This is a genomic window from Acinetobacter sp. AOR43_HL, from assembly GCF_027854635.1.
Lineage (GTDB): Bacteria > Pseudomonadota > Gammaproteobacteria > Pseudomonadales > Moraxellaceae > Acinetobacter > Acinetobacter pittii.
The window spans coordinates 1-21,686 of sequence record NZ_JAKTHX010000005.1 but is presented as its reverse complement, the minus strand read 5'-3'; the positions used below and the strand labels follow the sequence as shown (position 1 = coordinate 21,686).

The following is a 21,686-nucleotide window of genomic DNA, read 5'->3' as shown; positions in this document are numbered from 1 at the left end:
AAAAACTTGCCGCTTATAACATATTTTCAAAAGAATAACGATATTTTTCCCTGACTCAATCATCTAGCTCATTAAATTAATGAGCTACTACCTGATTTTTATAAAGCCTACTTTACTAGGCTTGTATCATCGCCTTCCAAACTAGAATTGCATCAGTCATTGCTTTGACATCATGCGCTCTAACAATGGATGCTCCTTGCTGAATACTAAGCAAATGCCCCGTAACGCTTCCTACCGCACGCTGATCTGCAGTTGCACCTTTTAATGCTTCACCAATAAAACGTTTACGAGAAAGGCCAGATAAAATCGGATAACCCATTTCACCAAGCTTCCAAAATTCTTTTAATAGTCTTAAATTTTGCTGCGCATTTTTTGCAAAACCAAACCCAGGATCAATAATAATATTATTTTTTTTCACGCCCGCATTTAAAGCTTCATTCACGCGCTGCTGGAGCTCCTCTATAACATCTAAGGTTACGTCCGTATATTGGTCTAACTGATTCATTGTAGTCGGCTCACCACGCATATGCATGATCACTACGGGTATATCCAGTTCTGCTGCCGTTTTTAAAGCATTGGGACGAGTAAGCGCACGTACATCGTTCCAAATATGTGCTCCTGCTTCTTTCGCAGCACGAATAACATCAGGCTGACTCGTATCAATTGATAGAACAATATTATGTTTAGCTAAAGCTTCAACTACGGGCACAACTCTTCGTATTTCTTCTTCTACGCTTACTTCAGATGCTCCTGGACGGGTAGACTCACCACCAATATCAATAATGGTAGCGCCTTGCTCTACCATGGCTAGCGCATAAGCAATCGCTTGATCTACTTGATTATGCTTTCCACCATCACTAAAAGAATCTGGTGTGACATTTAATATGCCCATAACGTGAGGCTGTGATAGATCTAACTGAAGCTGTCCACACTGTAAAATCTGTTGAGGCAAAGGCATTAGTTGCATAAAAAGCTCCAGTTTAAAATCAGGCTGTATTTTAGCAATTATCATCTATATATGGTGTTGATTTGTTTTTAGCTTTTAACAAACTCAAGCCCATAAAAAAAGCCACATGACTGTGGCTTTTTTAATTAACTAATTATTAGTTCATTGCTGGCAATGGTGGTGGTGTAGATGGACCATCTTTTGGTGGTTCAAATGCAGCCACTGGATTTTCAGCAACATATACTTTAGGCGGTTGTGGCTCACGCCCTTCCATAATGTCACGGATTTGATCACGATCAATAGTTTCCCACTCCATCAAAGCTTTTACCATCGCATGTGCAATATCTTTATTACCTTCTAAGATATTACGTGCAACTTTATATTGCTCATCAAGAATACGACGTACTTCTTCATCAACTAACTGTTGAGTTGCTTCAGAAATCGTACGGCTTCCTACATTACCAAAGAAACCATTTTGGTTTTCATCTTCGTAAACCATTACACCCATTTTGTCAGACATACCGTACTTCGTAACCATTGCACGCGCCATTTTAGTAGCTCGCTCAAAGTCATTTGAAGCACCAGTAGATTGCTGCTGGATAAATACTTCTTCAGCAATACGACCACCAAACAAAATTGCAATTTCGTTTAGCATCTTGTCTTTATAGTGGCTAATTTGGTCTTGTTCAGGTAACTGCCAAGTTACACCTAAAGCCCAACCACGCGGCATAATCGTTACTTTATGAACAGGATCTGTACCCGGTAAAATCTCGGCAACAATCGCATGACCAGCTTCATGATAAGCAGTTGCACGACGTTCTTCTTCACGTAAAACCATCGATTTACGCTCTGGTCCCATGTAGATTTTGTCTTTTGCATCTTCAAAGTCATGCATGTCAACAGTGTTCTTATTACGGCGTGCAGCAAATAATGCAGCTTCGTTAACAAGGTTTGCCAACTGTGCACCAGAGAAACCTGGAGTACCACGAGATAGAACTTTAACATCCACACCCGTAACTGAAGGTAATTTTTTCAAATGTACATTCAGAATCTGCTCACGACCACGAATGTCAGGCAAACCTACCATTACTTGACGGTCAAAACGACCTGGACGTAATAATGCTTTATCCAAGACATCAACACGGTTCGTCGCAGCAATTACGATTACACCTTCGTTACCTTCAAAACCATCCATCTCTACAAGCATTTGGTTCAAGGTTTGCTCACGTTCATCATGACCACCACCTGTACCTGAACCACGATGACGTCCTACTGCATCAATCTCGTCAATAAAGATAATACAAGGCGCATGACGCTTCGCTTGCTCGAACATATCACGGACACGGGACGCACCCACACCCACGAACATTTCGACAAAGTCAGAACCTGAAATGCTGAAGAAAGGAACTTTAGCTTCACCAGCAATTGCTTTGGCTAATAACGTTTTACCAGTACCCGGAGGACCAACCATAAGTACGCCACGAGGAATGGTAGCGCCCAAACGTTTGAATTTTGCAGGGTCTTTTAAGAAATCTACAATTTCAACAACTTCTTGTTTTGCTTCATCACAGCCGGCAACGTCAGAAAAATTAACTTTGATTTGGTCTTCAGAAAGCATTTTTGCTTTCGACTTACCAAAACTCATCGGTCCATTTTTTCCGCCTGCACCACCACCCATGTTACGCATAAAGAACATGAATAACAGAATGATTAACAGTACAGGGAAACTAGCAATGAGAAGTTGCATCAAAATGCCTTGACGTTGAGGAGCTGTTCCCTCTACAACAACATTTTGCTTATTTAAGCTCGGCATAAGCTCAGTGTCTTCAACTTGCGGACGAACAGTTTCAAACTGTGATCCGTTAGTTTTTTCACCATTAATATTTAAACCGTCAATTGTGACTTGCTTAATTTGGCCAGCATTCACCGCTGCAACGAAATCTGAATATTTCATCGCAGTAGGCTTATTGCGGTCACTGATATTACTGAAAATTAAAATCAGAACACCAAGTATTATTAGCCACAATACGGCATTCTTGAAGTAATCGCTCAAAGCTTTATTCCCATATCGATCTAATTTGATCATGCCCAATCTTGGCTGATCGTCATAAAAACAGCAACTGTATTGCTTGCGGATAACCTAAAAGTACAAAATGCACAATTTTTAGGAGCTTGGCAAGTAAACTTTATTGCAATGCTTTCTTACGCCCTTGTCCAACCAAAAAAACTTCTTTAGAGCGCGCCCGAGAAGCTGCTGGTTTTGCTGTCTTTAACACATCAAAACTATCAACCACTTGTTTACGAAACTCATCGAATCCTGCGCCTTGGAACACTTTAACCACAAACTGTCCATTAGGTCCAAGAACCTTTTGAGCAAAATCTAAAGCCAGTTCACATAAGTAAATCTGTCTAGGTTGATCAACAGCCCTATTACCTGATGTATTGGGGGCCATATCAGAAATTACAATGTCTACTTGTCGCCCATTTAAAATATTTAACAATTTTTCAAATACAGCTTCTTCTCTAAAGTCGCCTTGTAAGAAAGTGACATCAGGCAAAGCATCCATGGGCAAAATATCGGAAGCTATCACTAAACCTTTGCTACCCACAAGTTTTCCAGCAATTTGAGACCAGCTACCAGGAGCTGCACCCAAATCGACTACCGTCATGCCTGGCTTGATCAACTTATATTTTTCTTGGATTTCAAGAAGTTTATATGCTGCTCGCGCACGATACCCTTCCTTTTGTGCTTTTTTTACAAAAGGATCGTCTAGATGTTCCCTCATCCACGCACGACTACTTTTCGACAATTTCTGGTTTGTAATGCGTGTTGCCATAACTCACTAAATATCAAAAAAACTTCTGATCGTTCATTGTACGTGAAAATTACTCTCATTACAGTACGGATGTAGCGTAATCTCACCAAGTTTTACAGTTTTTTTCCAATAATGTTGATCGATTATTTATACAGTTTTTCGTACATCTGAATTTAAGTTTTTTGCTATACTAAGTCGTTTTTAAAATCAGGTATTTTTAATGGCCGCTTTATCTATCCATGAACGTAAACGTTTACGTCAAATTGGTCATGTGCTTAATCCGGTTGTCATGATTGGTGGACAAGGCTTAACAGATGCTGTTATCGAAGAAACTCTTCGTGCTTTAAACGACCACGAACTTATCAAAGTTAAAGTTGCTGGTGAAGACCGTGAAGCACGTACTGCTGTAATTGATGCAATTGTAGAAGCGACTGGCGCAGAAGCTGTGCAAAAGATTGGTAAAATTGTTTTACTTTACAAAAAAGCAGCTAAGCAAAACCAGCATTTGTCTAATCTTGTTCGCCACGCTCATTTAGCAAACTAAGTTGATTTGACAAACTATGGCAAGTTACGAACTTTCAGCTTTTGATCGTTTTCATGCTGTTTCTGTTGTTGGCGCAATTGAACAGCAAGCACCGCACACCTTAAATGTCGGTTTTTGGATTCGTGATCCAAATCAACTCATTGTCTGGCCCCAAGAAGTCACGGCTAATCCTCGTCAGGATTTTTTGTGGGAAGAAACTTGTTTCGAAATTTTTGTTGGCGTGCATGATGAAGATTATTATCGGGAAATTAACCTTTCCCCTTCTCAAGCATGGCAGTCTTATCAGTTTGAAGAATATCGCTATCCAGAAAATATGCCTCCCCTTGCTGCTTACGATATTGAACTGAACCATCTCAAGCGTACTCATTATGGCTTAAATGTTAGTCTTGATTTGGGACAATTTATGCAACAGCATCGCTTGAAATGGGCAAACCTTTATTTAGGTTTAACTGCAGTTTTAAAAACCAAAGAAGGTATGCAGTACTATGCAATACAGCATAGTGGAAAAAGTGCAGATTTCCATAATAAGCGTGACTGGTTACATCAGTTTTAAAAAAATAAAAAAGCGAGAAATTAATTCTCGCTTTTTTATAGCTGGCTAAAAGCTAAGATCATTAGTTATCTCGTGCTTTATTCCAAGCTTCAACTGCATTATTTTTAGTACGCTTAATACTTTCACTTAAAGAATCTTTGTGCTTCAAAGAAATCTGGCTAATATCACCTTTCAATTCTTTACTGACTTTAGTCAAATCTTCGATAAGCGCGTTAATTTCTGCTTTCAAAGCATTTTTAAGTTCAGATAGTCCTTCTTGTGAAGTGCTAAACTGAGCTTTAATCACATCAAGACGTTGTAGAATATCTTGTTTAATTTGAACAAATTGATTTTGAATATTCTTGTTTAACTCATGAGTTTCAGCTTCAATTTTTTCTTGAGTTTCACTTAAAACTTCTTTGACCTGCTCTTGAGTTTCAGTGATAGCTTCTTTCACCTGAGTTTTCGCTTCTGTAGCAACTTCTTTAATCTGCTCAGTTTTCTCGGCAACACTTTCTTTTACTTGCGCAGTTTTAGCAGTTACTGTTCTTTTCGCTTTAGTTGTAGTAGCAGCTACGGTTTCTTTCACTTCATTCACCTCAGCTTTTACTGAATCAACTACTGCTTGAGCTTTCTCGCTCACATCTTTTGAAACTTGATCATTACTCATGCTATTTCCTCATATTGTTTATTTTTTAACTAGCAATACAATAAATCCAGTTCTAAAAATTCAGCCAGCAAATTGTTAGACAATTTATCAAAAGTAACTGATTCGGATGAGCGGATAATTTTTTTGTAAAAATCAAGCAATGAATTATGTTTTTTAGCAGAAAATAAATAGACTTTTTAAGGTTCCATGCGTATAATGCGCTGTTAAGTTACAAGCGAGCAGACCGATAGGGAGGGGCATGTTTTATCACAACATCGCCTATCTTTTTTGGGTCTACTCGCTTTTTTACAGCCGAAATTCAGGAGCTTTGGTTTGAGCACCCCCGCCATTTTAGCCCTCGCAGATGGAACGATCTTTAAAGGAACGTCAATCGGCGCAACGGGAAGTACGACTGGAGAAGTCGTTTTTAACACAGCCATGACAGGCTATCAAGAAATTTTGACTGACCCAAGTTATGCACAACAAATTGTGACATTAACTTACCCTCATATCGGAAACACTGGCTGCAACGCAGAAGACGTTGAATCTGGTCGTATCCATAAAGTATGGGCGAATGGTTTAATTATTCGTGACCTTCCTCTACTACACAGTAACTTCCGTGCTGAGCAGTCTTTGAGTGAATATTTGCAAGAACACAATGTTGTTGCAATCGCGGATATTGATACACGTAAATTAACACGTATTTTGCGTGACAAAGGTGCACAAAATGGTTGCATCCTTGCTGGCGAAAATATTACTGAAGAAGAAGCAATTGCCAAAGCTCGTGCTTTTGGTGGCTTAAACGGTTTAGACCTTGCAAAAGAATGTTGCGATCCAACTGGTTTTGAATGGTCTGAAGGTTCATGGACTCTAGGCCAAGGCTTCTCTCAACCTGAATTAAAATATCATGTAGTTGCATACGATTACGGTGTCAAAACCAACATCTTGCGTATGCTTGCAGACCGCGGTTGCAAATTAACCGTTGTACCTGCAGAAACTCCGGCTGAAAAAGTATTGGCACTTAATCCAGATGGCGTATTCCTTTCAAATGGCCCTGGCGATCCAGCTGCTTGTGATTATGCAATCGAAGCTGTAAAAACTATTGTTGAAACCACAACATTACCTGTATTTGGTATTTGCTTAGGCCACCAAATCTTGGCACTCGCTTCTGGTGCAAAAACTGTAAAAATGAATCATGGTCACCACGGTGCTAACCACCCTGTACAAAATCTTGAAGATGGTACAGTGATGATTACTTCACAAAACCATGGTTTCGCTGTAGATGCTGAAACTTTACCGGCTAACTTAAAAGCAACGCATAAATCATTGTTCGATGGCACCTTACAAGGGATTCACCGTACAGACAAACCAGCTTTCAGCTTCCAAGGTCACCCTGAAGCAAGCCCAGGTCCACATGATTGTGCCCCATTGTTCGATCATTTCATCGAACTTATCGAAGCATCTAAACAGTAATTAAGGAGCGAATAATGCCTAAACGTACGGATATTAAAAGCATCTTAATTATTGGTGCTGGCCCGATTGTGATTGGTCAGGCATGTGAGTTTGACTACTCAGGTGCTCAAGCGTGTAAAGCACTTCGTGAAGAAGGCTACCGTGTTATTTTGGTTAACTCTAACCCAGCAACCATTATGACAGACCCTTCAATGGCTGATGCAACTTATATTGAGCCAATTACTTGGCAAACAGTTGCACAGATTATTGAAAAAGAACGTCCAGATGCAGTATTGCCAACTATGGGTGGCCAAACTGCGTTGAACTGTGCTCTTGCACTTGATGAGCACGGCGTTCTTGAGAAATATAATGTTGAATTAATTGGTGCAACTAAAGACGCAATTGAGAAAGCCGAAGATCGTAAACTCTTCGATATCGCTATGCGTAAAATTGGCTTGGAATGTCCAAAAGCTGCCATTGCTGAAACAATGGAAGAAGCTTTAGAAATCCAGTCACGCTTTGGTTTCCCAGTAATTATCCGTCCATCATTCACAATGGGTGGTTCGGGTGGCGGTATTGCATATAACCGTGAAGAATTCCTTGAGATTTGTGAACGTGGTTTTGACCTCTCTCCTACTCACCAGTTATTGATCGATGAATCTTTAATTGGTTGGAAAGAATACGAAATGGAAGTTGTTCGTGACAAAAACGACAACTGTATTATCGTATGTGCCATCGAAAACTTCGACCCAATGGGCGTACACACTGGTGACTCAATTACTGTAGCACCAGCTCAAACATTAACTGACAAAGAATACCAATTGATGCGTAATGCTTCAGTTGCAGTTCTTCGTGAAATTGGTGTTGAAACAGGTGGTTCTAACGTCCAGTTCGGTATTAACCCGAAAGACGGACGTATGGTTGTGATCGAGATGAACCCTCGTGTATCTCGTTCATCTGCACTTGCTTCTAAAGCAACAGGTTTCCCGATTGCTAAAATCGCAGCAAAACTTGCTGTTGGTTATACCCTTGATGAATTGAAAAATGACATCACTGGTGGCGTGACTCCTGCAAGCTTCGAACCATCAATTGACTATGTTGTAACGAAGATTCCTCGTTTTAACTTCGAGAAATTCCCGCAAGCTGAACCAGTTCTTACCACTCAGATGAAATCTGTTGGTGAAGTGATGGCAATTGGCCGTAACTTCCAAGAATCTGTACAAAAAGCATTACGTGGTCTTGAAGTTGGTGTAAGCGGTTTTGATGAAAAAATCGAAGCTGGTGCAACAAATGCAAAAGAAATTATTCTAAAAGAACTTAAAGTTCCGGGTCCTGAGCGTATCTGGTATGTAGCGGACGCTTTCCGTCATGGTTTCTCTTTAGATGAAGTTTTTGAAGCGACTAAGATTGACCGCTGGTTCCTTATCCAGATTCAAGACATCGTTAAAACTGAAGCTCAAGTGAAAACTTTAGGTTTTGGTGACTTAAACGCTGACAACATCCGTTCGTTCAAGCGTAAAGGTTTATCTGACCTTCGTATTGCTCACCTCATGGGCATTTCACAAAAGCAATTCCGTAAACAACGTTGGAACTTGGGTGTTTATCCAGTTTACAAACGCGTTGATACATGTGCAGCAGAGTTTGAGTCTGGTACTGCATACATGTATTCAACTTACGATGAAGAATGTGAAGCAAATCCATCAAACCGCGACAAAATCATGGTCATTGGTGGTGGTCCAAACCGTATTGGTCAAGGTATCGAATTTGACTACTGCTGTGTACACGCTGCATTAGCTATGCGTGAAGACGGTTACGAAACAATCATGGTGAACTGTAACCCTGAAACTGTTTCTACCGACTATGACACATCTGACCGTCTATACTTCGAGCCTGTAACACTTGAAGATGTACTTGAAATCGTACGTACAGAGAAGCCTAAAGGCGTAATCGTACAGTACGGTGGTCAAACTCCGCTTAAATTGGCACGTGCTTTAGAAGAAGCAGGTACTCCAATTATCGGTACATCACCAGATGCGATTGACCGTGCTGAAGACCGTGAACGTTTCCAACAAATGATTCAACGTTTACAGCTTCGTCAACCAAACAACAGCATTGTAAAATCTGCTGAAGAAGGTATCTCTGAAGCTGCAAAAGTAGGTTATCCGCTCGTTGTTCGCCCATCTTATGTATTAGGTGGTCGTGCAATGGAAATCGTATATAACGAAGAAGAACTTAAACGTTACCTTCGTGAAGCAGTTCAGGCATCTAACGAAGCCCCTGTTCTTCTTGACCGTTTCCTAGATGACGCAACTGAAGTTGATGTTGACTGTGTATCTGACGGTAAAGACGTTGTGATCGGCGGTATCATGCAGCATATCGAACAAGCGGGTATTCACTCAGGTGACTCTGCATGTTCAATTCCTCCTTATTCTTTATCAAAAGAAATTCAGGATGAAATGCGTCGTCAAACGATTGCGATGGCAAAAGAACTTGGTGTTGTCGGCTTGATGAACGTTCAGTTCGCTGTAAAAGGTGACGATATTTACGTTCTTGAAGTTAACCCACGTGCTTCACGTACAGTTCCATTCGTATCTAAGTGTATTGGTGATTCTTTAGCGAAAGTTGCTGCGCGTTGTATGGCAGGTCAATCTCTTGAGTCTCAAGGGTTTACTAAAGAAATCATTCCAACTCACTTTGCTGTGAAGGAAGCCGTTTTCCCATTCGCTAAATTCCAAGGCGTAGACCCTATGCTTGGACCTGAGATGAAATCTACAGGTGAAGTGATGGGCGTAGGTAAAACATTTGGTGAAGCATTCTATAAAGCTGTTCTAGGCTCGAATGAACGCTTACCTGGTTTACCAACTGAAGGCGAAGTAAAACATGCTTTCTTATCAGTACGTGAATCTGACAAGAAATACATCGCTGATATCGCTAAGAAATTAGTTGAATATGGCTTCAAGCTTGTTGCAACAGGTGGTACTTACCAAGTGCTTAAAGAAGCAGGTTTAGAATGCGAATCTGTAAATAAAGTTACTGAAGGTCGTCCACATATTGTTGACCGCTTGAAAAATGGTGAAATACACCTTATTGTCAATACCACTGAAGGTAAACAGGCTCAATATGACTCTGCAATGATTCGTCGTGCTGCCCTACAAGGCAAAGTGTATTACACAACGACTATCAATGGTGCAGAAGCTGTTTGCCAAGCCTTTGCTGTGAAATTGCCAATGGATGTATACCGCTTGCAAGATTTAACTGTAGGTTAATTTTTTTACCGATAAGTCCCGTCACCTTATCGGTGGCGGGATTTTTTCATTTTTTTAACTGTGTTTTCTCAACTTAAGAGGGACCGAAATGCAACGTTATCCAATGACCCCTGAAGGTAAAATCGCCTTAGAGAAAGAATTACAACATCTGAAATCTGTTGAACGTCCACGTATTACTCAAGCAATTGCTGAAGCACGTGAACATGGGGACTTAAAAGAAAATGCAGAATACCATGCTGCTCGTGAACAGCAAGGTTTCTGTGAAGGACGCATCCAAGATATCGAAGGAAAATTGGGTGCTTCACAAGTCATCGATGTTAAGGACTTAGAACAAAACGGTCGTGTTGTATTCGGTGTTACGGTAACGATTGAAAACCTTGATACTGAAGAACGCAAGACTTATAAAATTGTTGGTGATGATGAAGCTGATTTTAAAATCAATAAAATCTCAGTGAACTCACCAATCGCACGTGGCCTTTTGAGCAAGAGTGAAGGTGATGAAGTAAAAATCATTACTCCTCAAGGCGAAGTGGAATATGAAATCGTAAGTGTAGAATATCTTTAATTTATAAATAGATATACTTTAACTATAAAACCCCTCAATTGAGGGGTTTTTTATATTTCAGACAAATATTAAAAAATTCACTATGCATCTTTTAAAAAGCCTGATGCAAAGATTTTAAAAGCATTTAATGCTTCAGGAAGTACCTGTTCAGGATATTCACTAGAAGCTACCCATAATGCAGCGTTCATGGCAGCCCCATTTAAAAGCACTGCTGCCGCTTCTGGGTCTACAATTTTAATTTGTTCTGCTGTTAATAGCTGTTCAACGCACTCACGGGTAGACTGCAGACATCTATTTTGACTTGGCCAATGCGCTGGATCACCTAGCACTGCAGGTCCGTCACGCAACACAATACGCTGAAACTCAGGATTCAAAGCATTTTGAATATAGGTCTGCCCTTCAAGTAGCAATCCTTCCCAAAGATCATCAGGCTGCTCTAAATGCTGCTGGGCATATTCTGCCATTTGTGAATCAATTTGATCGACCACTGCAGCAAATAAACCACGCTTGTCACCAAAATGATGGTACAGCGCCCCACGGGTCAACCCTGCTTCTGCCGTGAGTTTATCCATTGAAGTATCTGCATAGCCATATTCAGCAAATGCACGACGTGCTACTTCAATCAGTTTCTTGCGGGTTTCCGCCATCTTTTGTTCACGAACAGACATATATTTCACCAGCTAATCATCACAAAAAATTTTAATTGACATACGCCTCGTATGTCAATTATGTTTACATACGAGGCGTATGTGAAACCTGAGCGACATTTACTGATTGGTATTTAAATACTGAAGGAGAATAAACCTGATGAGAACTGCAATATTTCCTAAAGACCGCCATGCCTTATATGAACAGCATGGTTATTCAGCCGCAATTCAATCGAAAGATTTACTCTTTGTTTCAGGACAGGTTGGTAGCCTTGAAGATGGTTCACCTATACCTGATTTTGAAAAACAGGTAATCCAAGCTTTTAAAAACTTAGCAGAGACACTGAAAGCAGCTGGTTGTACTTTCGATGATATTATTGATGTCACCACCTTTCATACTGATCCAGAACGGCAGTTTGAAAGTATTATGAAAGTTAAAAATCAGATCTTTACACAAAAACCTTATCCCAACTGGACCGCTGTGGGCGTAACCTGGCTAGCGGGTTTTGATTTTGAGATTAAAGTTATTGCACGTATTCCTCATAATAATTAGTTCAAATTAGCACTTACTTTAATATTCGATTCATTGGCTGAGCTGAGATTATTGGTTCAGCTTGAATCGCAATTCGGTATAATGGTGTATTGCCTTTTTTATATCTCCAGTATGGCTGAAAAGTTAATTAGCTCCCCTGTTCGTCATTGGTGCGAATTTGAGTTTATTTCCAAAACTGTGAAAAATCCAAATATCCATGTTAAAGGAAATTATTCTTATTATTCAGCTTATTGGGATCAAGGCTTTGAACGTTGTGTAGTACGTTATTTACATGACAAAGCTTCAACGCCAGAGAAACCGATTGACCAACTTTATATTGGCAATTTTGTTTGTTTTGGCGCAGAGTGCGTGATCATGATGGGTGGCAATCAGCTTCATAGACCCGACTGGATTTCAACTTTTCCTTTTGATACTCGTAGTTTTTTGGCGGCTGGCGATACTATTATTGCTGATGGCTGCTGGATTGGTAGCCGTGCAATGATTATGCAAGGTGTCAAACTCGGTGAAGGCGCAGTGGTCGCCACTGGAGCCGTAGTAACTAAAGATGTTCCTCCTTATGCAATTGTAGGTGGAGTGCCTGCGAAAATTATTAAGTATCGCTTTCCTCAAGAACAAATCGACAAACTACTTGCTTTAAAACTTTATGATTTAGATGAGAAGCAAATTTTGAAAATACGTGAATATCTTCAAACTGACGATATTGATGCTTTATCTACACATATAGAAAATTTGCGCAATTTATAAAAATTTATCTACAAAATTTGTCGTTATAAAATCACAAATGATTACGTGCTTGAATTTAAATCGTCAAAAAATAGGTATAAAGTATTAATAAGTAAGCATCATTACAATAAGGAAAATACTCATGTTATATCAACATATTCTAGTACCAATTGACGGTTCTGAAACTTCTATGGTCGCCATGAAAGAGGCCATTAAGCTGGGAAAAGCGTTAAATAGTAAAATTACAGTTGTACAAGTGATGGCACTTGACCCATTTATTGCTGATGTCTACGTAAAAACTGGCCAAACTAATGAGTTGATTGAACGTACAAGAACTTATTTGCTCGACATTTTAGAAAAAGCAAAACAAGAATTTGCCAAAGAAGGCATTACTGTTGAAACCAAACTGTTGGAAGGCTTTGTTGTACATGAGGAAATCATTCAAGCTGCTCAAGACTTAAATGCAGATCTGATTGTCATGGGTTCTCATGGCCGTACTGGGGTCCGAAAACTTGTGTTAGGAAGCGTGGCACAAAAAGTCTTAGGTGAAAGCCATATTCCTGTTTTAATTGTGCGCTAAAGAGTGACTGCCTGTCTGGCTAAATTGAGCAAGATAGGCTTTTATTTCTTAAAAGGTTGAGCTGATGTCCTCCTTTTCAGCATAACTCACCTGTGCCATCAAACTTAAAAGTAATACTGCTCCACTACACCATTTATTATTCTTTTGCATGTGTATTTACTCTCTAACATAAATATTAAGGCTGCCAAGCAAACTGCTTTAAGTCAACTTTACCATTTAACAAATAGACACCTTCAGCTTCCAGTTTTAATTGCTGAATATTTTCACCTTTTTCATTAAACTTACTTAGGCTAATTTTGCCTTGAGAATTAATCACACGATACCAAGGAACTTGATGATCAACTTCAAGATGTTTCAAAACATAGCCGACTAATCTTGCATGTTTTGGTAATCCTGCCATACGAGCCACTTGTCCATAGGTTGCAACTTTTCCGTAAGGAATCAAAGCAATGACTTCTAAAATTTGCCGATGTAGTTCATACTGAGTTGTCAAAATGGACTCCATAAAAATTGACATCATTCATATCATATAAAAAATTTTGAACAAAACTAAATGCAATCCAAGGTGGGCTTGAGGGAAATCTGCATGAAAAAAACATTACTAGTGATTACTGGCACTTTACTATGCGTTTCTTGTACTACACGCCCTCCTCTTCCTTTAGGAGAAACACCTAAAGTCTCTACAGATGGCCGCCCTATTATTCCAGTCACTTTTGTTTTTACAACTAATTCTCCAGAAGCAACAAAGTTTGATAATTATCAACAGATGCGTAAGGAAATTAAAATATTAAATAGATACTATGTGGATGATAAAAATAATAAAATTTTTAAATTTAAATTACATCGTTATATTCCTTATGAAGAGTTTTCAAAATTACATTGTGATTTAAAACAACAGATTAATCAGCCCTACCCAATTACGATTGAAACCATTCCTGCCAGTGTAAATACGTGTTTTCCGAAACGAACTGCAAGTAAAGAAGTGATTGTTTTTATTTATGATGCCTACTCAACGAAATGGAAATTTGAAGATGTAACGAGTAGAGCCTTTCGTAATAATGGCAAACCCTTTATTTTATTAGACTGGAACCGCCTCAATTATAATATTCAGGCTGGTAGCGTGCATGAAATGGGACATGTGTTTGGTCTAAAACATGTTTGTGCACCGAAGGCTACAAAACGTACTCCAACCAACATTATGACAAGTGCTGAATGTAAATTAGGCAGTGGTGGCTTAAGAAATTTAGGGTTTACTTCAGCACAACTTCAAACCATTTTATCGACTTACAACCAATATCCTTAAAATTTAACTTCAAGATATCTCCCTAATTTATCTTGGGATGCCATGTAATTCTCAGGGGTCAGTAAAGATGTTATATAAGTACTGGCCTTTGAGAAGTCTTCCGCATCTACAGAATAAGGCTGCCAAAATGTTTGTAAATTATTGGTGTAAATGGGGTAAAGACGGAGTAAATCTTTTGCCAAATCAAGTCTAGCTATACAGCCAAATGGCAAAGCATTTTGCTGTTCATATTCACCGTCACTATTAAACACTGCATTGCCTATATTAAAAACAACAGGCTTTTGATTGATGATCTGGATTGGCTGGATAGTATGAGCGCCATGACCAACAATCAGATCCGCTCCTGCTTGAGTAAGAATAGTCGCGAGTTTAGTTTGGTCTTTTGTAATAGGCTTAAAGTCGACACCCCAATGACAAATAACAATAATTTTGCGTTCTGGATGAGCCTGCTTATAACGCATTATTTGTTCAAGTAAAACGCCATTTAAGCAAGCTACTCCACTTCTTGATCCTAACGCATAAAAGTCATAATTCAGATAGGCCATGTCTCTATGCCAATAACCATTAAAAATCGCATAGTGCTTAGTCTCAAAAGTGATTTCAAAGTAATTGTGAGCATCTTTCTGGTTCAGTCCAGCGCCAATATAAGAAATACTCGCCTGATCCAACTGTTGTAATGTATAGGCTAATCCTTGCTCACCGTAATCTTTCAAATGGTTATTTGCTAAGACCAAATAATTTAGATGAATGTTCTTAAATTCTTCTAATGTTTTTTTAGCATCTGCTTTTAAAACAAATGGCTTTTTATCTTTTAACGGCGATTGATTTTCTAAAGAAAATACTGCTTCAAAGTTAGCGATGTTGATGTCATTTTTACCTAAAAAGGGCTGTATTTTTTCAAATGAATAATGATACCCATATTGCTGTAAGGCATCTGTTTGCCCTCTAGACTTACGCTTTTCGGTATACATTTCACCCAAATAGGTATCTCCAAGAATATTGATAATGCCTGTTTGAGAAGAATATTTTTTGGCCTCGACATGTCCTTCTTGAAAATAATGGTAGTAAGGAACCATATGCTCCAGACGGTGAATATCATCCAGAAAAGAGAAAAAACCAATGCTCCGGTTATGTTCGGAATAAGTGATATAAATCTGTCTAAAGGTATGTGAGATATATAAAACCGAAGTGAGTACCGGATGAGCAAGCAAAGGCGTAATCGGTTGATATACTTTATTTTTAAAAGAAAGTGTTCTAATAAAAAAAAGTTTTTTCAGCTCAGCTGGATAGCTATAAATGTGTTTTACCAATAAAAATAGATTTTTTAATTGATTAGGTGTTCTTAAAGCTAACTGGTGATCTTCTGCTCTTTTAGACAAGATCAATTGTATTTGCTCAATAGAGCCAAACAGCATATTGCTTAAGGCATCTTTAACATCATTTGCCTGAGTAAAAATTAAGAATTGTAAGAGCTCGGCAAATGTATATGATTCATTTTTTTCTAGACCTAAATTTTGTTCACCAATTTTCTTAATTTTTTGTTCAGGAACCCGATAGACTTCATCAGCTTGAACTTTTTTTTGATGAAATTGTTCTAATGCATAGTCGATTAGAAGTAGTGTTGAAATATCATCGTCAAATTCGAATTGCCATAAAGCTTCATCGAAACTTGTAGTGTCGATATGTGCTAATAGCTTGATCTCAACGGGTTGATATTTCATGGTTCATATCCTTGTAATCTTTAACGTAAGCGATATAACCCGATAAGTTATGCTCTTGGTCATCAATCCGTACTCGGAAACGATCATGGCGAATATAAAAAGCATGCAATATTTTATCTGGTCGAGCCATATACATGGCTATTTCCGGATAGAAAAAACCTGTGGTTTGAAAATCAGCCCTAAACTCAATTAATTTTTGAAGCTCAGGCATATACGCCTGCTCAAAAAGTGCATTATGGCCTTGCTCTTTTAAACGATTTACCATTTTATAGGCTGCCATTAACATTTCTAGTAAAGTGGCATATGTTGTTTTTCTATTTCGAATAAAAATAAAATGTTTTAAATAATTATTTAAACCAAAAATAAAATATTTATCTTCAGGGCATATTTTAGTGAGTTCATTTGTACAATAACTTAACCAATGATCATGATATTTTTCATATCTTTTATGAATAAAATTTTCAAACATTAACTTAACTGTGTCTAATAATCTTTTATCCTGATTAATTTGATATAACCTTAATAAAGCTAATGCTGCTTCTCCATCATAATAAATGATTCTGAACTTTTCTTTTAAATCATAAACTGGATAATTTAATACATGAGTTGTTGAGCCATTTGAATCGACTAATTTTAAAATACCATTTGCAAGTTTCTCTGCATATTTTTGATAATTAGTTTTTTGAGTAATTTCTTGATATTTAGTTAACATTAAAATAGCAGCCGCATTGGCACCTAATTTAATTTCAAATTCCCCTTCTTTACCATCAATCATGAAAGCAGTTTCTGAGTCTTTTTCTTTATAAAAGTTGGTCAGTGCATATTGGATAGCAGCATGTATCTTGGGCCAATATTCTGGCTTGCTCTGCACTTCAAATGTTTCCAGCAACGCATACACCGAGGTACAGTGGCGTACCGTATTGTAGTTACGGATGTCCCGATCATAGGCAGAAAAATAGCCATAGATAAATTTGCCATTTTCTTGAATTTGATCATGCAAAAATGCCGAATTTTTTTCAATTAACGACTGAAAATGCTGTTTCTTATTGCTCGAAATCGCCCTAATACCATTCGCATCATAACCGCTCGCTAAATTAATGAATTGCCCATTTTCATAAAATGCTGCATAGGTATCAAAAGTCCAAATGTCCTGTAGTTCTTGTAGTTTAACCTGTGGTTTAGTCGCGTTATATTTTTGCTTAATTGCATAATTCAGATTTGTTTCATCAAAAAAATTGGGTTTGTCATAGCTCAAACCTCGAATGATTGCTTTTCCATAAATCTCTTGCTCAAGAAAAGCCACTGAACAGTGTTCATCAAACCCAATACCTTTACGGTAGTGGTTATTGTGAAATTGATGATGGACCTGCTGCTCTACTACTTTCCAAACTTGTTTCGTTAAATTATATGTAACATCAATTTTTATATAATCAACAAGTGGCTCATGTGCAAACTGGTCATTAATGAAAGCTAATAATTGTATTTTTGCTTGTGAAAAGCTTGTTTTTTCACTATGCCATACGTTACATCTTTGGTCTTTAGGCCCATAAGATATAAATAAAATTGTTTCATCCTGAAAAGCGGAAGCATGTGGAGCGATATGTTCTAACCAAAGGTTCAGTTGTCTTTGGAAGTTTAAAAATGCTGTCACTCGAAATCAGTCCCTATCCGTTATTTGTTGTTCTATAAAGTTTTCAATCCATCATAGCATGAACATATAAAAAGCTAAGTTAACGTATTGTTTAAACATAAAAAAAGAGCCCGAAGGCTCTTTTTTTATTTGGTTAATTATCTATTAATAGATAATTGAGTTGTTATTTAACAAATCTACTAAACTAGTAATAGGATTTGTTGCATGCTCTTCATTAGTTAAAGTTAGCAAGGTGGTAGGTGAGGAAGCACTACCACTACCATCTCGGTCAACCAACAAGGTGACTTGATTCCCACTAATAGTCACACTGAGATAGTTATTAATAGTAGTTGCTGTTGCACCTGATAATAAAGATGACACATCAATTTTATCGCCTTCAGACATATTAAAATCCAGCCATTGATCAGTACCGTTTCCACCTGTTGGGCTTGAACCATTAAGTACATTGTAAATTAACAAATCAGCGCCATCACCTAATGTGAAGACTTCATTTGTAGATTGACTTACAGCAATGTCGTTCCCTGCTGTGCCCGCATTTGGCGTACCAATCAAAACATTATCAGCATCTACCTTAATTGTTAAAGTTTGCGTGTTTACAGTACCATCCAATGTCTCAATTTTATATGTAAAGACATCATCTTTTCCAAGATCAGCAATTTCACCATTAGCTTGATAACTATAGGTTCCATCTAAATTAACAGTTAAAGTTCCATACGTTCCTACTATTGGTGTTGAATTTACGTCCAAATAAGTGCTAGGCGTAGTCGATCCAGCCGCAACACCAATTTTAAAGACACTTGAATACAATGTATCATTAGAGATTAGGTCACCTGATACAGTTGATGCTGTATATGTTGTACCTGTAATATCTAATTGAATATTATTAATACCAAATGTCTTACCAGTAGTATTCGTCCAGTTAAACAATCCTGAACCATCACCATAAGCAATATTTAAATCATAATCAGCCGATGAAGTTCCTGTATTAGTCACTTTATAATAATATTTTGTACCACTGATGGTTGATGTCCAAGTGGCCAATTGAGTATCTAGTACTGCTCCATCTCTCTCTAGTTCAATAACCACATTATAAGCACTGGTTTGATTTCCTCCTAGACCAAAATTCTGAGTCACATTTGATGGTAATATTGATGTGAAAGAAATATATGCTGTTTGCCCTGCACCTAGGGTAAAACGCCCAGAATCATCTGGAATTGCCGTACTACCTGTCGCAGGAGGTGAAGTAGGTAATGCACCGTTACTTCCAGTTACCTGAATACTATTTAAAGAATCACCGGAACCATTTAATACCTGATCAAATAAAGTAGTAACTGTACCTGCAGAAGCCTTATTATCAGCGGTCAGTTGCGTTACTAATTTATCAGCCTCCTCAAGTCCTATTTTATCCGTCCAATCTAATGTAACCAAACTGGAGTCTAAACGAATATAAATAGTTGCCTGTTTTGAGTGGCCATCATTATCTTGTACGGTATAAGTAAATGCTTCAACCTTACCTAAAGCAGTTGCATTAGCCGTCATTTGATAACTATAAGCACCGGTTGAATCTATAGTTAAAGTACCATACATCCCTTCAATGACTTTAGGAGTACCAGATATTACATTTTCATCTACACCTACTGTAGTTTCTTTAATAGAAACAACTGACAAATCTAAACCTATCGGTGCAGTAGTATCATTAGATAAAACATTACCAGTAATAAGATCTGTATTATTAATGGTTGCTACTACATCATTAGACGATAATACTAAATTACCTAATAAGTTCAGAGATAATAAGTTACTTAAAGCACTCGAAGTTGAAGAATTTGGAGCAAGAATAAACTTATAAACACCAGCATCATCCAAAGAAATAGATTGCGAACCAGACGCGGTAAAAGTTAAAACACTATTATTTAATGTATACGCATTAGCAACAGTATTATAAACCTCATAGCTACCTGTTGATGTTTCTTTGGCAATAATCAAATCAAGACTACCGCCAATATTTCCGCCTAAAATAGCATCAATCAAATTCCCAACTGCACTTATATCTAAACCGGTAGATCCACTTGCTGTTAATGTTAAAGTGATTTGCTCATTTGTACCGACGGTCACACCAGGAGCGGATGTTGCACTCAGATCTAAATCAATTAAATCTCCAAGAACACCAGCATTAGCTAAAGTAAAAATACCACCACTAATATCTGGACGATCTGCTGTAGTAGATAACTCATAGTTAGTTTCATTAGGGTCATCAAGCGCGACAATATTATGCAGACTTGCAATTGTTGGTGTAGATATATTGCCAGCCGCATCCCTTGAGGTAACAACCACTGTGTCCCCTAAAGCTATTGCAGGGTTCAACGTGACTGTATAACTACCATCAGGATTAGCTGTAGTTATACCAAGTAATGTATCTGGAATACCATCGCCATCACTGTCTATACCGCCATAGACATTAATAATACTATCAGCTTCCGCAGCTCCGACAAAACCTGTAACGGTGGTTTCATCCAATGAAGAAACTATAGGTGCTTTTGGTGCAATAACATCTGCTACACTTATAGTTAAAACGGCTGTATCTGATTGAATACCGTCTGATAAAGTGTAAGTAAAGTCATCTACCTGACCATTAGAATCTACACTACCATTCAAAACATAACGATAAACACCATCTTTATTGATATATAAAGTGCCATATAAACCTTTAATCACTGCATCTGTACCATCAGTAGGGATATCTACTCCATCTACTTTGGTCACAAGTGCTGCATTACTATTACCACGATCATCTGCTCCAGATCCATTGTCAGCAAAGACATTACCCGCTAATTCTGGTGTAGTGTAATAAGTTTCTGAACCATTGATGGTTACATTGGTAAACTCAAGTACAGTAAGTAGATTATCAACCAAGGCATCAGCAATAAAATCTAAAACAGTATCAACACCTCCCAAGAGACTACCAACTAATGGTATTTGCACAATTGCTGCAACGATATCAGTTACAGCCAAGGTTTCACCAGCAGCATTAGCAGCATTTAACAGTGGTTCTAAAACATTTCTTACTAAAGTTCCTAAAGTTAATACTTGACCATTTAAGGCAGTTTCTACCGCATCTAATACAGCATCCTGATTGTCAGCTCCTAATAAAATACCTTGGTCACCCAGTTCTGCTAATGTTAAGTCGTCTAACAAATCACCAATAGCACTACTATCGTTCTGCACTACAACACGATATTGACCTTCTGGCACGCCTGTCAGATGCACAGCTATTGTTTTGCCATCATCTACAATCCCTAGAACTCCTAAACCTAGCGCATCAGCAATTAAACCTCCATTTGTAGTTGTAGCCGTGGTGTACTGTACCCAATTAGTTCCATCAAAATATTCCACCAATACACTAAAACCAGAAGCAACTGCTATCAAATTGTCTTGGCTTACTTGAATAACAACATCACCTTCATGACCTGTACCAATATCCGCGCTATTTCTAGGAACAGAAAACTCAACATTCATTGAAGTATCACCAATAATAGAGGTATCAAGAACATTAATATCCTGAGCTATTATTGGTGCGTCCCAAATAGTACTTACAAACGGACCTGGATCAAACGTTACATTATCATTAATAGCATCAATGGTATCTAGCGCTACCGCTGTCGCTGTATCCGTCGCAGGGTTGCCGTTCACATCGGTCGCTGTCCCCGTGTAATCCCCAGCCAATGCTGGTGCCGCAAT

General features: G+C 38.2%; 16 protein-coding genes and 4 pseudogenes. 9 read left to right on the top strand and 11 right to left on the bottom strand.

Going from position 1 to position 21,686, the window contains the following annotated elements; all coding sequences use genetic code 11:
- Positions 1–115 precede the first annotated feature (115 nt).
- The 3 genes from folP to rlmE all read right to left on the bottom strand — a co-directional run bounded on the left by folP (position 116) and on the right by rlmE (position 3,783).
- On the bottom strand, positions 116–967 hold the full coding sequence (gene folP, locus MKL33_RS02060) for a dihydropteroate synthase (RefSeq protein WP_270906372.1): 852 nt from the start codon (positions 965–967) through the stop codon (positions 116–118).
- A gap of 136 nt (positions 968–1,103) precedes the next feature.
- Entirely contained in the window at positions 1,104–2,999 is a 1,896-nt protein-coding gene (gene ftsH, locus MKL33_RS02055; RefSeq protein WP_005803954.1) for an ATP-dependent zinc metalloprotease FtsH, read from the bottom strand.
- A gap of 133 nt (positions 3,000–3,132) precedes the next feature.
- Complete coding sequence (rlmE, locus tag MKL33_RS02050) at positions 3,133–3,783, bottom strand: 23S rRNA (uridine(2552)-2'-O)-methyltransferase RlmE (RefSeq protein ID WP_000235573.1); 651 nt, start codon at positions 3,781–3,783, stop codon at positions 3,133–3,135.
- Positions 3,784–3,982: 199 nt separating this feature from the next.
- Between rlmE and yhbY the strand changes: the two genes are divergently transcribed.
- Both yhbY and MKL33_RS02040 read left to right on the top strand, forming a co-directional pair.
- The gene (yhbY, locus tag MKL33_RS02045) at positions 3,983–4,306 is read left to right on the top strand and encodes a ribosome assembly RNA-binding protein YhbY (protein WP_002115576.1); all 324 of its coding nucleotides are present in this window, start codon (positions 3,983–3,985) and stop codon (positions 4,304–4,306) included.
- A gap of 16 nt (positions 4,307–4,322) precedes the next feature.
- Positions 4,323–4,859, top strand: coding sequence for a DOMON-like domain-containing protein (locus MKL33_RS02040; protein WP_270906371.1), 537 nt, complete (start codon positions 4,323–4,325; stop codon positions 4,857–4,859).
- A 61-nt stretch (positions 4,860–4,920) separates the two neighbouring features.
- Here the strand turns inward: MKL33_RS02040 and MKL33_RS02035 are convergent, their stop codons facing one another.
- Both MKL33_RS02035 and MKL33_RS02030 read right to left on the bottom strand, forming a co-directional pair.
- Positions 4,921–5,508 carry a hypothetical protein gene (locus MKL33_RS02035; RefSeq protein WP_005072962.1) on the bottom strand — a complete coding sequence of 196 codons (588 nt, stop codon included), beginning with the start codon at positions 5,506–5,508 and terminating at the stop codon, positions 4,921–4,923.
- 29 nt (positions 5,509–5,537) lie between these two features.
- Positions 5,538–5,684 (bottom strand): annotated as a pseudogene (locus tag MKL33_RS02030) (hypothetical protein); the annotation flags it as partial.
- A gap of 136 nt (positions 5,685–5,820) precedes the next feature.
- Between MKL33_RS02030 and carA the strand changes: the two are divergent.
- From carA to greA, 3 genes are all read left to right on the top strand, one after another.
- Entirely contained in the window at positions 5,821–6,960 is a 1,140-nt protein-coding gene (gene carA, locus MKL33_RS02025; protein ID WP_005067597.1) for a glutamine-hydrolyzing carbamoyl-phosphate synthase small subunit, read from the top strand.
- 14 nt (positions 6,961–6,974) lie between these two features.
- A complete protein-coding gene (carB, locus tag MKL33_RS02020; protein ID WP_005067595.1) occupies positions 6,975–10,205 on the top strand; it encodes a carbamoyl-phosphate synthase large subunit in 3,231 nt (1,076 codons plus the stop codon).
- Between the two features lie 88 nt (positions 10,206–10,293).
- Positions 10,294–10,770, top strand: coding sequence for a transcription elongation factor GreA (gene greA, locus MKL33_RS02015; protein WP_033847992.1), 477 nt, complete (start codon positions 10,294–10,296; stop codon positions 10,768–10,770).
- Between the two features lie 34 nt (positions 10,771–10,804).
- Here greA and MKL33_RS02010 read toward each other — a convergent pair.
- Positions 10,805–11,438 (bottom strand): annotated as a pseudogene (locus MKL33_RS02010) (TetR/AcrR family transcriptional regulator).
- A 139-nt stretch (positions 11,439–11,577) separates the two neighbouring features.
- Here MKL33_RS02010 and MKL33_RS02005 point away from each other — a divergent pair.
- The 3 genes from MKL33_RS02005 (at position 11,578) to MKL33_RS01995 (ending at position 13,273) form a co-directional block, all read left to right on the top strand.
- Positions 11,578–11,970, top strand: a complete 393-nt coding sequence (locus MKL33_RS02005) for a RidA family protein (RefSeq protein ID WP_005072948.1) — start codon at positions 11,578–11,580, stop codon at positions 11,968–11,970.
- A gap of 111 nt (positions 11,971–12,081) precedes the next feature.
- Positions 12,082–12,714, top strand: a complete 633-nt coding sequence (locus MKL33_RS02000; protein WP_270906370.1) for a CatB-related O-acetyltransferase — start codon at positions 12,082–12,084, stop codon at positions 12,712–12,714.
- A 121-nt stretch (positions 12,715–12,835) separates the two neighbouring features.
- Complete coding sequence (locus tag MKL33_RS01995; RefSeq protein WP_063099501.1) at positions 12,836–13,273, top strand: universal stress protein; 438 nt, start codon at positions 12,836–12,838, stop codon at positions 13,271–13,273.
- A 57-nt stretch (positions 13,274–13,330) separates the two neighbouring features.
- On the opposite strand, the pseudogene MKL33_RS01990 reads toward MKL33_RS01995, so the two are convergent.
- Both MKL33_RS01990 and MKL33_RS01985 read right to left on the bottom strand, forming a co-directional pair.
- Positions 13,331–13,423 (bottom strand): annotated as a pseudogene (locus MKL33_RS01990) (hypothetical protein); the annotation flags it as partial.
- Positions 13,424–13,448: 25 nt separating this feature from the next.
- Positions 13,449–13,778, bottom strand: a complete 330-nt coding sequence (locus tag MKL33_RS01985; RefSeq protein ID WP_078224328.1) for an MGMT family protein — start codon at positions 13,776–13,778, stop codon at positions 13,449–13,451.
- Positions 13,779–13,859: 81 nt separating this feature from the next.
- On the opposite strand from MKL33_RS01985, the gene MKL33_RS01980 reads away from it, so the two are divergent.
- Complete coding sequence (locus MKL33_RS01980) at positions 13,860–14,576, top strand: metalloprotease (RefSeq protein ID WP_270906369.1); 717 nt, start codon at positions 13,860–13,862, stop codon at positions 14,574–14,576.
- Here MKL33_RS01980 and MKL33_RS01975 read toward each other — a convergent pair.
- The 3 genes and pseudogenes from MKL33_RS01975 to MKL33_RS01965 form a co-directional block, all read right to left on the bottom strand.
- Positions 14,573–16,297, bottom strand: a complete 1,725-nt coding sequence (locus MKL33_RS01975; RefSeq protein WP_270906368.1) for a CapA family protein — start codon at positions 16,295–16,297, stop codon at positions 14,573–14,575. The genes MKL33_RS01980 and MKL33_RS01975 overlap by 4 nt on opposite strands.
- Positions 16,294–17,948, bottom strand: a pseudogene (locus tag MKL33_RS01970) (poly alpha-glucosyltransferase). Before MKL33_RS01970 ends, MKL33_RS01975 begins: the two are co-directional and overlap by 4 nt.
- A gap of 144 nt (positions 17,949–18,092) precedes the next feature.
- The coding region (locus MKL33_RS01965; RefSeq protein WP_333724933.1) for a beta strand repeat-containing protein at positions 18,093–21,686 on the bottom strand (3,594 nt) is incomplete at its 5' end.

Bases quoted from the DNA above. Each gene is read 5' to 3' on its own strand.
- folP (WP_270906372.1), bottom strand. From the start codon at position 967: ATGCAACTAATGCCTTTGCCTCAACAGATTTTACAGTGTGGACAGCTT.
- rlmE (WP_000235573.1), bottom strand. From the start codon at position 3,783: ATGGCAACACGCATTACAAACCAGAAATTGTCGAAAAGTAGTCGTGCG.
- yhbY (WP_002115576.1), top strand. From the start codon at position 3,983: ATGGCCGCTTTATCTATCCATGAACGTAAACGTTTACGTCAAATTGGT.
- MKL33_RS02040 (WP_270906371.1), top strand. From the start codon at position 4,323: ATGGCAAGTTACGAACTTTCAGCTTTTGATCGTTTTCATGCTGTTTCT.
- MKL33_RS02035 (WP_005072962.1), bottom strand. From the start codon at position 5,508: ATGAGTAATGATCAAGTTTCAAAAGATGTGAGCGAGAAAGCTCAAGCA.
- carB (WP_005067595.1), top strand. From the start codon at position 6,975: ATGCCTAAACGTACGGATATTAAAAGCATCTTAATTATTGGTGCTGGC.
- greA (WP_033847992.1), top strand. From the start codon at position 10,294: ATGCAACGTTATCCAATGACCCCTGAAGGTAAAATCGCCTTAGAGAAA.
- MKL33_RS02005 (WP_005072948.1), top strand. From the start codon at position 11,578: ATGAGAACTGCAATATTTCCTAAAGACCGCCATGCCTTATATGAACAG.
- MKL33_RS02000 (WP_270906370.1), top strand. From the start codon at position 12,082: ATGGCTGAAAAGTTAATTAGCTCCCCTGTTCGTCATTGGTGCGAATTT.
- MKL33_RS01995 (WP_063099501.1), top strand. From the start codon at position 12,836: ATGTTATATCAACATATTCTAGTACCAATTGACGGTTCTGAAACTTCT.
- MKL33_RS01985 (WP_078224328.1), bottom strand. From the start codon at position 13,778: ATGGAGTCCATTTTGACAACTCAGTATGAACTACATCGGCAAATTTTA.
- MKL33_RS01980 (WP_270906369.1), top strand. From the start codon at position 13,860: ATGAAAAAAACATTACTAGTGATTACTGGCACTTTACTATGCGTTTCT.
- MKL33_RS01975 (WP_270906368.1), bottom strand. From the start codon at position 16,297: ATGAAATATCAACCCGTTGAGATCAAGCTATTAGCACATATCGACACT.